14 protein-coding genes are annotated in these 15136 nt (G+C 61.4%); 9 read left to right on the top strand and 5 right to left on the bottom strand.

All coding sequences use genetic code 11. The features are described 5' to 3' along the window. Window positions 1-115: 115 nt before the first annotated feature. Window positions 116-979 carry a LysR substrate-binding domain-containing protein gene (locus tag ACCD00_RS27075; protein ID WP_413428347.1) on the bottom strand — a complete coding sequence of 288 codons (864 nt, stop codon included), beginning with the start codon at window positions 977-979 and terminating at the stop codon, window positions 116-118. Between the two features lie 109 nt (window positions 980-1088). On the opposite strand from ACCD00_RS27075, the gene ACCD00_RS27080 reads away from it, so the two are divergent. The 3 genes from ACCD00_RS27080 to ACCD00_RS27090 all read left to right on the top strand — a co-directional run bounded on the left by ACCD00_RS27080 (window position 1089) and on the right by ACCD00_RS27090 (window position 3988). After that, complete coding sequence (locus tag ACCD00_RS27080) at window positions 1089-2198, top strand: 2-aminoethylphosphonate--pyruvate transaminase (RefSeq protein WP_413428348.1); 1110 nt, start codon at window positions 1089-1091, stop codon at window positions 2196-2198. 165 nt (window positions 2199-2363) lie between these two features. Beyond that, window positions 2364-3191 (top strand): phosphonoacetaldehyde hydrolase, encoded by an 828-nt coding sequence (gene phnX, locus ACCD00_RS27085; protein WP_413428349.1) that lies wholly within the window; start codon window positions 2364-2366, stop codon window positions 3189-3191. A gap of 236 nt (window positions 3192-3427) precedes the next feature. Next, the gene (locus ACCD00_RS27090; RefSeq protein WP_413428350.1) at window positions 3428-3988 is read left to right on the top strand and encodes a cytochrome b; all 561 of its coding nucleotides are present in this window, start codon (window positions 3428-3430) and stop codon (window positions 3986-3988) included. A 25-nt stretch (window positions 3989-4013) separates the two neighbouring features. On the opposite strand, the gene ACCD00_RS27095 is transcribed toward ACCD00_RS27090, so the two are convergent. Both ACCD00_RS27095 and ACCD00_RS27100 read right to left on the bottom strand, forming a co-directional pair. Further along, window positions 4014-4940, bottom strand: a complete 927-nt coding sequence (locus ACCD00_RS27095; RefSeq protein WP_413428351.1) for a 1-aminocyclopropane-1-carboxylate deaminase/D-cysteine desulfhydrase — start codon at window positions 4938-4940, stop codon at window positions 4014-4016. Window positions 4941-5108: 168 nt separating this feature from the next. Next, a complete protein-coding gene (locus ACCD00_RS27100; RefSeq protein WP_413428352.1) occupies window positions 5109-7148 on the bottom strand; it encodes an FAD-dependent oxidoreductase in 2040 nt (679 codons plus the stop codon). A gap of 324 nt (window positions 7149-7472) precedes the next feature. Here ACCD00_RS27100 and ACCD00_RS27105 point away from each other — a divergent pair, with 324 nt between their 5' ends. From ACCD00_RS27105 to ACCD00_RS27130, 6 genes are all read left to right on the top strand, one after another. Beyond that, window positions 7473-8249 (top strand): ABC transporter substrate-binding protein, encoded by a 777-nt coding sequence (locus tag ACCD00_RS27105; RefSeq protein WP_413428353.1) that lies wholly within the window; start codon window positions 7473-7475, stop codon window positions 8247-8249. A 91-nt stretch (window positions 8250-8340) separates the two neighbouring features. Further along, window positions 8341-9030, top strand: coding sequence for an ABC transporter permease (locus ACCD00_RS27110; protein WP_413428354.1), 690 nt, complete (start codon window positions 8341-8343; stop codon window positions 9028-9030). A gap of 13 nt (window positions 9031-9043) precedes the next feature. Continuing rightward, complete coding sequence (locus ACCD00_RS27115) at window positions 9044-9742, top strand: ABC transporter permease (RefSeq protein WP_008018917.1); 699 nt, start codon at window positions 9044-9046, stop codon at window positions 9740-9742. 9 nt (window positions 9743-9751) lie between these two features. Beyond that, the gene (locus ACCD00_RS27120; protein ID WP_413428355.1) at window positions 9752-10864 is read left to right on the top strand and encodes a succinylglutamate desuccinylase/aspartoacylase family protein; all 1113 of its coding nucleotides are present in this window, start codon (window positions 9752-9754) and stop codon (window positions 10862-10864) included. Window positions 10865-10882: 18 nt separating this feature from the next. After that, window positions 10883-11647 carry an ABC transporter ATP-binding protein gene (locus ACCD00_RS27125; RefSeq protein WP_413428356.1) on the top strand — a complete coding sequence of 255 codons (765 nt, stop codon included), beginning with the start codon at window positions 10883-10885 and terminating at the stop codon, window positions 11645-11647. 126 nt (window positions 11648-11773) lie between these two features. Continuing rightward, window positions 11774-12682, top strand: a complete 909-nt coding sequence (locus ACCD00_RS27130; protein ID WP_413428357.1) for a MurR/RpiR family transcriptional regulator — start codon at window positions 11774-11776, stop codon at window positions 12680-12682. A gap of 92 nt (window positions 12683-12774) precedes the next feature. On the opposite strand, the gene ACCD00_RS27135 is transcribed toward ACCD00_RS27130, so the two are convergent. Continuing rightward, the gene (locus ACCD00_RS27135; protein ID WP_413428358.1) at window positions 12775-14184 is read right to left on the bottom strand and encodes an amino acid permease; all 1410 of its coding nucleotides are present in this window, start codon (window positions 14182-14184) and stop codon (window positions 12775-12777) included. 154 nt (window positions 14185-14338) lie between these two features. After that, window positions 14339-15136: aromatic amino acid lyase (locus tag ACCD00_RS27140; protein ID WP_413428359.1), on the bottom strand; the 798-nt coding region annotated here is incomplete at its 5' end.

Below are 15136 nucleotides of genomic sequence, written 5' to 3' on the forward strand. Positions count from 1 at the left end.
GGGGCCCCCACGCCGGTTTCCCCCCGGCCCCGCCCCCCCCCGCCCACCCCCCCCCCCAACAACGCGGCCGCCACCGGTGGGTGGGGGGGTGGGCGCGCGAAGGGCGCGCCTCGGTCTACCTGACCGGCGCCAACCCGAAAAACGCCTGAATCAAGCGTAAATCCCTGCGCCGCTCCATGCACCCGATCATGTGCCGGTTCACCAACCCCTCGCCGATGATCGGTACCGCCGCCACTCGCGGGTCGTGGCTGACCTCCACCGACGACACCACCCCCACCCCCAGTTCGGCGGCCACCGCCTCGGTCACCGCTTCACGGCTGTCCAGTTCCAGCAACACCCGCGGATTGACCCTGGCCTGGGCGCAAGCCTCATCGAAGGTGCGCCGGGTAATCGAACTCGGTTCGCGCAGCACCATGATCACCTGATCCAGCTCCCTGAGCTGCACGCCTTTGGTCTTCTGCGCCCAGGGATGCCCGTCGGGCACCAGCGCGCAAATCCGTGATTCGTTCAACGCTTGCAGATGCAAGCCCTTGCGCGGCTCGACCTCGGTCAGCACCGCCACGTCGGCATGCTCGGACAGCAGCGCCGCCAGGGTTTCCTGGGCGTTGCCCAGACGCAGGTTCACCGTGATCCCCGGATAACGCGCGCGCAGGCTGGCGAGCATCGGCATGACCATGTGCGGACCGTCCGCCGCCACCTCCAGACGCCCGGTCAACAATTGCCGGTTGGCTTCAAGCATCACCTGCGCCTCTTCGGCCAGGCCGAACATCGCCCGGGTGATGGCCGCCAGCTTGGTGCCCTCCTCCGTCAGCTCCACTCGCCGGGCGGTGCGGCGCAGCAGGGTGATCTGGTAGTGCTCCTCCAGGGCCTTGATGTGCCCGGTAACCGCCGGCTGGCTGATAAACAACCGCGCCGCCGCCCGGGTAAAGCTGCCTTCGCGCGCCACGGCATCGAAGGCGCGGAGCTGAAACAGGTTCATGAATAACCTTCACTGATGGCTGGCATAACAACAAACAATTTGATTGATATCACGGCAAATTGCAATTTAAGCCCCGTAGCTTCATCCCATCGATTGCGAGGACATGAGAATGAGTACTGCCGAACCCATCCTGCTCACCCCCGGCCCATTGACCACTTCGGCCCGCACCCGTCAGGCGATGATGATCGACTGGGGTTCATGGGATGACCGCTTCAATCAATTGACCGCCAGCCTCTGCGAGCAACTGCTGGCAATCGTCAACGGCGCCGCTACGCACCACTGCGTGCCCCTGCAAGGCAGTGGCACCTTCGCGGTCGAGGCAGCGATCGGCACGCTGGTGCCTCGGGACGGCAAGGTTCTGGTACTGATCAACGGCGCCTACGGCAAACGCCTGGCGAAGATCTGCGAAGTGCTGGGCCGCTCCTTCAGCACCTTCGAAACCGCCGAAGACGAGCCGACCACCGCCGCCGACGTCGACCGCCTGCTGCGCGCCGATAACGGCATCACCCACGTCGCCCTGATTCACTGCGAAACCAGCACCGGTATCCTCAATCCGCTGCCGGAAATCGCCGATGTGATTGCCCGGCACGGAAAACGCCTGATCATCGACGCCATGAGTTCCTTCGGCGCGCTACCGGTAGACGCGCAACAGATTCCGTTCGACGCGCTGATCGCTGCCTCGGGCAAATGCCTGGAGGGCGTGCCGGGCATGGGCTTTGTCTTTGCCCGCAAGGAATCCCTGGCCGCTGCCGCCGGCAATTCGCATTCGCTGGCGATGGACCTGCAGGACCAGCACGCCTACATGGCCAAGACCGGCCAGTGGCGCTTCACCCCGCCGACCCATGTGGTCGCCGCGCTGCACGAAGCCCTGCTGCAATACAACGAAGAAGGCGGCTTGCCGGCGCGGCACGAACGCTACGCCGCCAATTGCCAGGCATTGATGGAGGAGATGGGCAAACTGGGGCTGCGCAGCTTCCTGCCGGCGGCTATCCAGGCGCCGATCATCGCCACCTTCCATGCCCCGAGAGACCCTCGCTACCAGTTCAAGGAGTTCTACGAGCGGGTCAAGGCCAAGGGTTACATCCTCTACCCCGGCAAGTTGACCCAGGTCGAAACCTTCCGCGTCGGCTGCATCGGCCATGTCCAACCGGCCGAAATGCGCGAAGCCGTGGCCGCGATTGGCGAGGTGTTGCGCGAGATGGAAGTGCTCGACATCTGACCCACACCGCATTCCCTGTGGGAGCGGGCTTGCTCGCGAAAGCGGTCTGACAGCCAACACATTTGTCGACCGACACACCGCCTTCGCGAGCAAGTCGAATCGTCGCACCGCCGCTCCCACCAAAAGCTGCTCTCCAATAGCCAGTTATTACAGGACTTGATCACCATGAACTACGCCAACCCAACCAGACTGCAAGCCGCCATCCTCGACTGGGCCGGCACCGTGGTCGACTTCGGCTCCTTCGCCCCGACGCAGATTTTCGTCGAGGCCTTCGCCGAGTTCGACGTCCAGGTGTCCATCGAAGAAGCCCGAGGCCCGATGGGCATGGGCAAGTGGGACCACATCCGCACCCTGTGCGATCTGCCGGACGTTGCCGAGCGTTATCGCAAAGTCTTCGGCCGCACGCCGACCGACGATGACGTCACCGCGATTTACCAACGCTTCATGCCGCTGCAGATCGAAAAAATCGCCGAACACTCGGCACTGATCCCGGGTGCGCTGGAGACCATCGCCAATCTGCGCCAGCAAGGGATCAAGATCGGTTCCTGCTCCGGTTACCCGAAACAGGTCATGGACAAAGTGGTCGATCTGGCCGCCACCAACGGCTACGTGGCCGATCACGTGGTCGCCACCGACGAAGTCCCGAATGGTCGCCCATGGCCCGCCCAGGCGCTGGCCAACGTCATCGCCCTGGGCATCGACGATGTTGCCGCGTGCGTGAAGATCGATGACACCGTGCCGGGCATTCTCGAAGGTCGCCGCGCCGGCATGTGGACCGTGGCGCTGATCTGCTCGGGCAACGCCCTGGGCCTGGACTACGAAGGTTATCGCGCGCTCGGAAGCGACCAGCTGGACAGTGAGCGCAAGCGTATCCACGCGATGTTCGAAAGTTCGCGCCCGCACTACATGATCGACACCATCACCGATCTGCCGGAAGTGATCGCCGACATCAACAAGCGTCTGGCCAACGGCGAAATGCCGCAATCGAGCTGAAAAACGCCCCCCCCTGTAGGAGCGAGCTTGCTCGCGATGGAGTGTCAGATACGTTGATGTCGACTGACACACCATCGCGAGCAAGCTCGCTCCTACAAGGGTTTTTCCGTCTATTACCCGAACCAGAGCATCCAGCGGCCAATCGCCTCAGGCAAACCCGGTGAAACAGGATTAAAGTTACCAGACACCGTCAAACAAGAACGGTGGCTTTAAACCGGACCTCTGAGGAATACCGTATGCCGTGGAAAAACTCCGCCTCGCGCTACAGCACCGTATCGATCGCGCTGCACTGGTTGATGCTGGTCCTGCTGGTGCTGGTTTACGCCTGTATCGAGTTGCGCGGGATGTTTCCCAAGGGCAGTGGCGGGCGCACGCTGATCGTCGAATCACACTTCATGCTCGGCCTGACCGTCTTCGTTCTGGTCTGGCTGCGATTGTTCGCACGCAGTCTCGGCCCCGCGCCACAGGTCTTCCCGGCTTCGCCACAGTGGCAAACCACACTGGCCAGGCTGATGCACTGGGCGCTGTACATTTTCATGATCGTTACGCCGATTCTCGGGTGGCTGGTCACCAGCGCCAAAGGCAATCAGGTGATGTTCTATGGGGTCGACCTGCCGATGCCAATCGCGGAAAACAAGGACCTGGCCAGACAACTCCAGGACTGGCACGAGCTCGGCGGCACTATCGGCTATTGGCTGATCGGCCTGCATGCCGCGGCCGCGCTGTATCACCACTACGTGGTGGGCGATAACACCTTGCTGCGGATGATGCCCAAGAGCGTAAACCGCGATAACTGAGTCCACATGAGATTGCATGTGTGCTTCAGATTTGTGGACTGAACCCCCGTCGCCCCTGCAAACCGCCAGTGTGGACGAAGATCAACCGCGAGCCTCGGGCGAACTTGCCCGCGGCGACTTGTTGTTCGAGGGCCATGAGTGCCTTGCCGGTGTAAAGCGGCTCAAGGGGAATGCTGCCGGCCTGCCCGGTCTTTTCGATGAAGTCGAGCAACAGTTGATCGACCTTCGCGAAGCCGCCGCGACTGGCCGCAAACAGCTCATAGGCCGCATCGACCACACCGGCTTCCTGCACGATCCGCTCGACCTGCTGCGCCACCCCATGATCATCCGGCACCGCCAGGGCGCCGTACACCGGATGATCCCCCGCTTCGGCCAGCACCAGGCCAGCCAGCGTCGTGCCGGTTCCGCAGGCCAGCCACCAGCCGTCGTAATCGCTCCAGCCCAAGCCCTGCAATTGCGCGCACACGGCGGCTCGCAATGGCATGCAACCCAGGGCGCCAGGCAAACCACCTCCCCCTTCAGGCACCGGATGCAACGTCGGATACCGAATTTGCCAGGGTTGCCAGAAACCCGCTTCATGTCGCGCCCGATAGCCGCCGTAACCCAGCCAGTGCAACTGCATGCCGAACGCCTGCAAGTCTTTGACCGTCGGGGTTTCCTGAGGATGCCCGCGTAACAGGCCGACGGTGGAAAAGCCCAAACGCTTGCCCGCCGCCGCCAACGCGTGAAGGTGATTGGAGTGTGCTCCACCGAGGCTGATGATGCCTTCGGCACCCAGGCGGTCGGCGGTCTTCAGGTGTTCGACGAGCTTGAACCATTTGTTGCCGCTGATCAGCGGGTCGATCTGGTCCAGACGCAGGATCGCCACTTCGATGCCGGCGTCGGAGAGCCAGTCGAGGTGAAGGCGTTCGAGGGGAGCCTGGGGGAGCCAGGTGGTGGGAGGGAGAAGCATTGACGCCGGATCCGAGTAGGGAACCAGCATCTTAACAGCCTTGAGGACGCCTTCGCGGGCAAGCCCGCTCCCACAGTGGATTTGTGTCGTTCACAAAACCCACGAACAACGCAATAACTGTGGGAGCGGGCTTGCTCGCGAAAGCCATTGGCACGCTGGACCTGCGTATTACAACTGCGCCGCCAACCGCGAACCCTGATTGATCGCCCGCTTGGCATCCAGCTCTGCCGCGACATCCGCGCCGCCGATCAGGTGCACGTTCTGCCCCGCCGCCACCAGGCTTTCATGCAATTCACGCAGCGGGTCCTGCCCGGCGCAAATCACGATGTTGTCCACTGGCAGCACCTGCGGCTCGCCGGTTTCGCCGATGCGGATGTGCAGGCCTTCGTCGTCGATCTTCATGTATTCGACGCTGTTGAGCATCTGTACCTGCTTGTTCTTCAGACCGGTGCGATGAATCCAGCCGGTGGTCTTGCCCAGGCCGTCGCCGACCTTGGACTTCTTGCGTTGCAGCAGGAATACCTCGCGGGCCGGCGCATGGGGTGCGGCCTTGACACCGGCAACACCACCGCGTGCCTCAAGGTGCGTATCGATGCCCCACTCTTTCCAGAACGCGGCGCGATCCTGACTGGTAGCCACGCCTTGATGAACCAGGAACTCGGAGACGTCGAAACCGATACCACCGGCACCAATCACCGCGACACGCTTGCCGACCGGTTTGCGCTCCAGGATCACATCCAGGTAGCTCAACACCTTGGCGTTTTCCACACCTGCAATCGCCGGCACGCGCGGCGCAATGCCGGTGGCCAGGATGATCTCGTCATAGCCGCCCTCGACCAGCCGGGCCACGTCGACGCGGGTGTTCAGGCACACCTCGACGTTGGTGGTCTGCAGCTTGCGGTTGAAGTAGCGAATGGTTTCGTAGAACTCTTCCTTGCCCGGAACGCGCTTGGCGATGTTGAACTGACCGCCGATTTCGCTGGCCGAATCGAACAGCGTCACCTGATGGCCACGCTCGGCCGCCACGGTCGCGGCGGACAAACCGGCAGGGCCGGCACCGACCACGGCGATTTTCTTCAGCTGTTGCACGGGCAGGTAATTGAGTTCGGTTTCGTGGCAGGCACGCGGGTTGACCAGGCAACTGGTCAGCTTGCCGCCGAAGGTGTGATCGAGGCAGGCCTGGTTGCAACCGATGCAGGTGTTGATTTCATCGGCGCGACCTTCAGCGGCCTTGTTGACGAAATCCGGGTCGGCGAGGAACGGCCGCGCCATGGACACCATGTCGGCATCGCCCTCCGCCAGGATCTGCTCGGCGACTTCCGGCGTGTTGATGCGGTTGGTGGTGATCAGCGGAATATTGACCGAACCCCGCAGCTTGGCCGTGACCTTGCTGAACGCCGCGCGCGGCACTTTGGTGGCGATGGTTGGAATCCGCGCTTCGTGCCAGCCGATACCGGTGTTGATGATGGTCGCCCCGGCCTGCTCGATGGCCTTGGCCAGTTGAACGATCTCTTCCCAGGTGCTGCCGCCTTCGACCAGGTCGAGCATCGACAGACGGAAAATGATGATGAAGTTCGGGCCGACCGCTTCACGCACGCGACGGACGATTTCCACCGGCAGGCGCATACGGTTTTCGTAACTGCCGCCCCAGCGGTCGGTACGGTGGTTGGTGTGGGCGGCGAGGAACTGGTTAATGAAATAACCTTCGGAGCCCATGATTTCCACACCGTCGTATTCGGCGGTTTGTGCCAGTACCGAGCAGGTGACGAAATCGCTGATCTGCTTCTCGATGCCCTCCTCGTCCAGCTCCTTGGGCTTGAACGGGTTGATCGGCGCCTGGATCGCGCTAGGCGCAACCTGTTTCGGACTGTAGGCATAACGACCGGCATGGAGGATCTGCATGCAGATCTTGCCGCCTGCGTCATGCACGGCACGGGTGACGATACGGTGCTTGAGCGCCTCTTCTTCGGTCGTCAGCTTGGCCGCACCGGAATACACGCCACCTTCATCGTTCGGGCCGATACCGCCGGTGACCATCAGACCGACACCACCACGGGCACGTTCGGCAAAGTACGCCGCCATGCGTTCGAAACCACCCGGTTTTTCTTCAAGGCCAGTGTGCATCGACCCCATCAGGGTGCGATTGCGCAGCGTGGTGAAACCCAGGTCCAGCGGAGCCAACAGGTGCGGGTAATGAGCGGCGGTCATCGGTAACTCCACATCGAGCGATCACGGAAAGTGCAGGAGCTCTACGGCCCCCATCAATCATGTTCGACAGACTAAGAGTCGCGCCGCCGCCACTCAATGACCGTAACTGACAACTTAATGATCGAAATGAGCAGCGGTAATTGGCAAACGCAGGCATGGGTTTGTGATGAACCACAACTCGGACTGATATGTTTTTTTTCACTCTATTGATTATTGATTTTTATTGTGTCATTTATAGTCCCGCCGATCACAGGACTGATCCACCGCGCCAACCTGGATGGCGGGCACCCGTTTCCCCCCAATGCCCTCCAAGGAGTCAACAATATGAACAAGACAGAACTTCTAGGTGCTCTGGCGCTGTGCGCTTTCAGCTTCCTGGCACATGCCGACGAAGACAGCCTGCGCATCGGTATCGAAGCCGCCTACCCACCCTTCTCCTTCAAGACGCCGGAGGGCAACGTCAGCGGGTTCGATTACGACATCGGCAACGCCTTGTGCGAAGAAATGAAGGTCAAATGCGAGTGGGTCATTCAGGAATTCGACGGCATGATCCCGTCGCTCAAGGTGCGCAAGATCGATGCCGTGCTGTCGTCGATGTCGATCACCGAAGACCGGATGAAGTCCGTGGACTTCAGCAAAAAGTACTACCACACACCGGGCAAGTTCGCGATGAAGGCCGGCAGCGTGATCAATGACCCTCTGGTAGACCTCAAGGGCAAGAAACTCGGCGTGCAACGCTCCTCCACCTACGATCGTTTTGCCAGCGAGCAACTGGAAAAAGCCGGCGTCGTCGTGGTGCGCTACGGCTCACAAAACGAAGCCTTCCTCGATCTCGCCTCGGGTCGACTGGACGCCACCCTCGCCGACATCGTCAACACCGATGAAAGCTTCATCAAGACAGCCGCTGGCCAGGGCTTTGCGCTGACCGGACCGGACATCAACGACCCGAAATACTTCGGCCGGGGCGCCGGGATCGCCGTGCGCAAAGGTGACACCGTCAACGTTGCGCGCCTGAGTGCGGCGATTGATGCGATCCGCGCCAACGGCAAGTACCAGCAAGTGATGGCCAAGTACTTCGCGTTCGATATCTACGGCGAGTAAGCCTTACCCATAGCCCCGGTGCCGGCCCATTGCAGGCGCCGATTCGGGCTTGTCTTGCGCGCCTCGCGGCGCTCGCTTGAGGAACTTCATCATGCTTCACGGCTACGGATCGAGCATTCTCGATGGCGCCTGGCTGACCATAAACCTGGCCTTGACCTCCATGACCATGGCGATTGCCCTGGGCCTGATCGGCGCGGCCTTCCGATTGTCACCGCTCAAATGGCTGGCCATGCTCGGGGAAAGCTACACCACCCTGATACGCGGCATTCCAGACCTGGTGCTGATCCTGCTGATTTTCTACGGCGGCCAGGATCTGGTGAACCGCATTGCCCTGGCGCTCGGTTACACCCGCTATATCGACATCAACCCCTTTATCGCCGGTGTCTGCACCATGGGTTTCATTTTTGGCGCCTACCTCTCGGAAACCTTTCGCGGCGCCTTCATGGCGATCCCCAAAGGTCAGGCCGAAGCCGGCGTGGCCTATGGCATGAGCGGGGCACAGGTGTTCTGGCGAATTCTGGTACCGCAGATGATTCGTTTCGCCATTCCGGGGTTCACCAACAATTGGCTGGTACTGACCAAATCCACCGCGCTGATCTCGGTGATCGGCTTGCAGGACATGATGTTCAAAGCCAAGAACGCAGCGGATGCCACACACGAGCCGTTCACGTTTTTCCTCGCCGTGGCGGCGCTGTACCTGATGCTCACCAGCCTGTCCTTGCTGGTGCTGCGCCATCTGGAAAAACACTACTCGGTCGGCATCAAAGCCGCCGAACTGTGAGGGGAGCCCGCCCATGATTCTCGACTACAACCTGATCTGGGAAAACCTGCCGCTGTACTTCAATGGCGCCTTGTTGACCCTCAAAGTCCTGCTCATTTCCCTGGCCCTGGGCCTGGTCCTGGCGATTCCACTGGCGCTGATGCGGGTGTCGCGATCGCCGCTGATCAACTTCCCGGCCTGGCTCTATACCTACGTGATTCGTGGCACGCCGATGCTGGTGCAATTGTTCCTGATCTATTACGGCCTGGCGCAATTCGAAGCCGTGCGCCAAAGCGTGCTCTGGCCTTACCTGTCCAGCGCCACCTTTTGCGCCTGCCTGGCTTTCGCGATCAACACCAGTGCCTATAGCGCAGAGCTTCTGGCCGGCAGTCTGAAATCCACTGCCCATGGCGAGATCGAAGCCGCCAGGGCCATGGGCATGTCCCGTCTGACCCTGTACCGCCGCATTCTCCTGCCGTCGGCCTTGCGTCGGGCATTGCCGCAGTACAGCAACGAGGTGCTGATGATGCTGCAAACCACCAGCCTGGCCTCCATCGTCACGCTCGTGGATATCACCGGCGCGGCACGCACGGTCAGCTCACGGTTCTACCTGCCGTTCGAGGCGTTCATCACCGCCGGCCTCATCTACCTGGCCCTGACTTTCATTCTGGTGCGCCTGTTCAAGCTGGCCGAGCGCCGCTGGCTGGCGTATCTGGCACCGCGCAAGCATTAAGGAGCTGATATGGAACACATTCAATACCTGCTGCCGTGGAGCGCTTCGGGCACTGAACGAACGCTGTCGCTGTTTCGTTTTGGCAGCGGACCACGCAAGGCGTACATCCAGGCTTCCCTGCATGCCGACGAGCTGCCGGGGATGCGTGTCGCCGTCGAACTCAAGCGCCGCCTGCTTGAACTGGAAGCACAAGGCCGCCTGACGGGGGTCGTCGAATTGGTACCGATGGCCAACCCGATCGGTATCGGCCAGATGTTCCAGGCCACCCATCAGGGTCGCTTCGAGTTCTCCAGCGGCAAGAACTTCAACCGCGACTTCCCGGAGCTGGCCGAAGCCGTCGCACCATTGCTGGAAGGTCGACTGGGAAATGACGCCGACGTCAACGTCGCACTGATCCGCCGTGCCATGGCCGATGTGCTCGCCGACATGCCGCCACCGGCCTCGGAACTCGACGGCCTGCGCCGCGTGTTGCTGCAGCATGCCTGTGACGCCGATGTGGTGCTGGACCTGCACTGCGATTTCGAATCGATCATGTTGTTGTATGCGATGCCGCAACACTGGCCACGCTTGCAGTCACTGGCCGCGCGCCTGGGTGCCGGCGTCACGCTGCTGGCCGAAGGTGCGGGCGGCAGTGCCTTCGACGAAGCCTGCGCGATTCCCTGGTTACGCCTGACCGAGCTCTTCCCTGAAGCCAATATCCCGCTGTCGTGCGCGGCCACCACCATTGAATTACGTGGCATGGCGGACACCGAACGCGAGCAATGCATCGACAGCGCCCAGGCCATTCTCGGTTATCTCGCAGAGCAAGGCCTGATCAGCGGTGAATGGCCGGCAGCACCGCCGTCCCGTTGTGAAGCGATGCCCTTCGCCGGTGCGCAGTACGCGTATGCGCCGCATCCGGGAGTGGTGAGTTTTCTGCAACCGCTGGGAGCGCAGGTCAAGGTCGGCGACCCGTTGTTCGAAGTCATTGACCCGCTGAACGACCACCACAGCGTAGTGCGCGCCAGCACCGACGGCATCCTCTACGCCCGCGAACGTCTGCGTTTCGCCCAACCCGGTCTGTGGCTGGCCAAAGTCGCAGGCTACACCCCTATTCGCCAAGGCCGCTTGCTCAGCGACTGATGCCAGAGAGTTCAAACCATGTACAAACTTGAAATTCAGGACCTGCACAAAAGCTACGGCGACCACCAGGTGCTCAAGGGCATATCCCTGCAGGCCCAGGCCGGTGATGTGATCAGCATCATCGGCTCCAGTGGCTCGGGCAAAAGCACCTTCCTGCGCTGCATCAACCTGCTGGAGCAGCCCAACGCCGGCAACATTGTGCTCAACGGCGAACCGCTCAAACTTGTGACCAACAAACTCGGCGGGCTCAAGGCTGCCGAGCCCAGGCAGTTGCAACGCATGCGTTCACGCCTGTCGATGGTGTTCCAGCACTTCAACCTCTGGTCGCACATGAGTGCCCTGGAAAATGTCATGGAGGCCCCGGTGCATGTGCTGGGCCTGGGCAAGAAAGAGGCTCGGGAAAAGGCTGAGCACTACCTGAACAAAGTCGGGGTGGCGCACCGCAAGGATGCCTGGCCAGCCCATATGTCGGGTGGCGAACAGCAGCGCGTGGCGATTGCCCGCGCACTGGCAATGGAGCCGGAAGTGATGCTGTTCGACGAGCCAACCTCGGCCCTCGACCCCGAACTGGTGGGTGAAGTGCTCAAGGTCATGCAGGATCTGGCACTGGAGGGTCGCACCATGGTGGTCGTGACCCACGAAATGGGTTTTGCCCGTGAGGTCTCCAACCAACTGGTGTTCCTGCACAAAGGCCTGGTCGAAGAACGCGGCGACCCGCGTGAAGTGCTGGTCAATCCACAGTCCGAGCGTCTTCAGCAGTTTCTGGCCGGGAGCCTGAAGTAGTCCGCTGTTCAACGACCGATTGCTCTGCGCTGCCCTGACCGGGTTGGCTTCAGATACACTCCAGCCAACTTTGTCAGGGCATCAGGCACAGCCCTTCTCCCACCTTCAGGAACCGTTGAGCTGGATATGCCAACCCCATCAAAAGACACCACGGTCTACGCCGCACCGGTCATGCGCAAACTGACGGAAATCGTTTCCGAACTGCCACCGTCACTGCGCAAGGTGGCGGACTTTATCCTGCGTCACCCGTTGAAAGCCGCGACGCTGACCATCGAGGAAATGGCTCACGAAACGTCGACCTCACCCGCCGCCGTCAACCGTTTGGCCAAGGCGTTGGACCTCGGTGGCTACACCGGCATGAAGGCCGAACTGGTCGCGACGCTGCAGCAGATGGTGTCGCCGGTCGACAAACTACGCAACGAACTGGCCCATCGCCCTGGCGGCGCATTTGGCCTGCATGAACAAATCCAGAGCGCCAGCAGCAATCTCGCCACGGCGGCGACCAACAACCACGCCGACACCTTTGAAGCGTTCGTCACTCGCCTGACCACCGCGCGCAAGATTTATATCCTGGGGTTCGGCAACAGTGTCTACTTCGCCGGCCTCGCTGCCTCGACCCTGATGCCCTTCTGCGCCGACGCCACCGCTATCAGCATGGAAGGCGGCAACGAAAATGCCGCGTACCGACTGGCCGCGATCACCGATCAGGACGTGTTGCTGGCGATCTCCCTGCCGCGCTACTCCCTCGACACCCTGCAACTGGCACGTTTCGCCAATGAACGCGGCGCGTCGGTGCTGGCAATTACCGACTCACCCGCCTCGCCGCTCACCAGCATTGCCGAGCATGTGCTGTTTGCGCCTTGCGATCATCCGGTGTTGACCAGTTCCAACATCGCAATGCTCGCCTTGATCGAAGGGTTGGTCGCCGGCGTGATGGCGCGCAACAAAGAGGCGGTCAAACTGGCGACCGAACTGACAGAAAGCGTGATGTCGTACCTGCACATCCCAACCAGCGGTAAACCACCGAAAAAGTGATGCCGTTATCGTTTGGCGATGCCTTGAAAGCGAAACAGGCCGGCTGACAAGTGTCAGCCGGCCTGTTTCTCTCGTAGCTCACTCAAATCAGATTAACGCTGAGAGAGGGGGGACTCCTTGGAAATCAGGGCCGCCTGTCCAGCCATCGGTTTGACCCACGTCAGGTAGGCCAGCACCAGCAACACGATCCAGACCACACCGACGATCAACGCAGCCTGTGTGTCCGGGAAATAGCCCAGCACACCGAAGACGAACAGCATGAAGGCAATCGCCGCCATCGGCGCATAGGGCCAGAACGGCACCGGGAACTTCAGTTGCGCAACCTGCTCGGCACTCATGGAGCGACGCATGGCCACCTGGGTCAACAGAATCATCAGCCAGACCCACACCGTGGCAAAGGTCGCGATGGAGGCGATCAGCAGAAAAACGTTTTCCGGGATCAGGTAGTTCAGCAACACGCCCAGCAGCAGCGCGCAGCTCATCACAACGACCGTCAACCACGGTACGCCATTGCGCGACAAGCGGGCGAAGCCTTTCGGGGCGTGCCCTTGCTGAGCCAGGCCATACATCATGCGACCCGCACCGAAGATGTCACTGTTGATGGCCGACACTGCCGCCGAGATCACCACGATGTTGAGGATAGTGGCCGCCGAGCTGATGCCCAGGTTGTCGAAAATCTGTACGAACGGGCTGCCCTGGCTGCCGATCTGCTGCCACGGAAAAATCGACATCAGCACCAGCATCGTCAACACGTAGAACAGCAGAATACGCAACGGCACGGCATTGATTGCCCTGGGCAGCACATGTTGCGGATCCTTGGCTTCACCAGCGGTAACACCGATGATTTCAATGCCGCCAAAGGCAAACATCACCACCGCAAACGAGGCGATCAGGCCTCCTACGCCATTGGGCATGAAGCCACCCTGGGTCCAGAGATTGCTGATATCCGTCGCTTGGGCACCCGGCGCACTGTTGATGCCAAACAGCATGATGCCGAAGCCGCCCAGGATCATTGCGACGATGGCCGCGACCTTGAGCAACGACAACCAGAACTCCATTTCGCCGAAGACTTTGACATTGCACAGGTTCAAGCCGCCGACCACCGAGACGATGCCCAGCACCCAGATCCAGCGGGAGACTTCGGGGAACCAGAACCCCATGTAAATGCCGAACGCCGTCACGTCGGCCATGCCGACGATGACCATTTCAAACGCGTAGGTCCAACCGAGGATGAAGCCCGCCATCGGCCCCAGATAGGTGCTGGCGTACTGGCCGAACGAGCCGGCCACCGGGTTGTGCACCGCCATCTCACCGAGGGCGCGCATGACCATGAACACCGCCGCGCCACCGATCAGGTATGCGAGCAGGACCGCGGGGCCAGCCATTTGAATGGCCGAGGCAGAACCGTAGAACAGCCCGGTTCCGATCGCCGACCCCAGTGCCATGAAGCGAATATGTCGGGCTGAGAGCCCTCGTTTCAAACCTTTTGCTGGCTGTTGCATTTTTCGTCCTTATTTATTCTTGTCCGACGCAAAATCGATTCGCTGTAGGAGCGAGCTCGCTCGCGATGGTCGTCAACGATAACGTGCCCTGCCTGAACGCCCGCGTTGCCCAGGCGTTCTTCGCGAGCAGGCTCGCTCCTACAGGAGGAGCCCGTTACAGGCTCGGCAGCAACTTCGCCGTCACCAGCTCATTCAGGCAGCGCGAAGCCAACAACTCGGTCGCCGCATTGATGTCCGGTGCAAAGAAGCGGTCCTTCTCATAGAAGGGCACTTCGTTGCGCAGGATGGCGCGGGCCTGTTCCAGTTTTGGCGAGGTCTTCAGGCCGTTGCGCAGGTCCAGGCCCTGAGCCGCCGCCAGCCATTCCACGGCGAGAATCCCGCGGGTGTTCTCGGCCATTTCCCACAGGCGCTTGCCGGCCGCCGGGGCCATCGAGACGTGGTCTTCCTGGTTGGCCGAGGTCGGCAGGCTGTCCACCGAATGCGGATGGGACAGCGCCTTGTTCTCGCTGGCCAGGGCCGCCGCGGTGACCTGGGCGATCATGAAGCCGGAGTTCACGCCACCGTTGGCCACCAGGAACGGCGGCAGTTGCGACATGTGCTTGTCCATCATCAGCGAGATGCGGCGCTCGCTCAGCGAGCCGATTTCGGCGATGGCCAGGGCCATGTTGTCGGCGGCCATGGCCACCGGCTCGGCGTGGAAGTTGCCACCGGAGATCACGTCGCCTTCGGCGGCGAACACCAGCGGGTTGTCCGAGACGGCGTTGGCTTCGATGGCCAGCACTTCGGCAGCCTGACGGAACTGGGTCAGGCAGGCGCCCATGACTTGCGGCTGGCAGCGCAGGGAGTACGGATCCTGGACTTTTTCGCAGTTCTCATGGGAGTCGGAGACTTCGCTGCGCTCGCCCAGCAGATCGCGGTAAGCGGCGGCGGCGTCGATCTGGCCTTTCTGGCC

Origin of the sequence: Pseudomonas sp. Pseusp3, assembly GCF_047304225.1 — a bacterium.
In the GTDB taxonomy this organism is placed as follows: domain Bacteria; phylum Pseudomonadota; class Gammaproteobacteria; order Pseudomonadales; family Pseudomonadaceae; genus Aquipseudomonas; species Aquipseudomonas fluorescens_CD.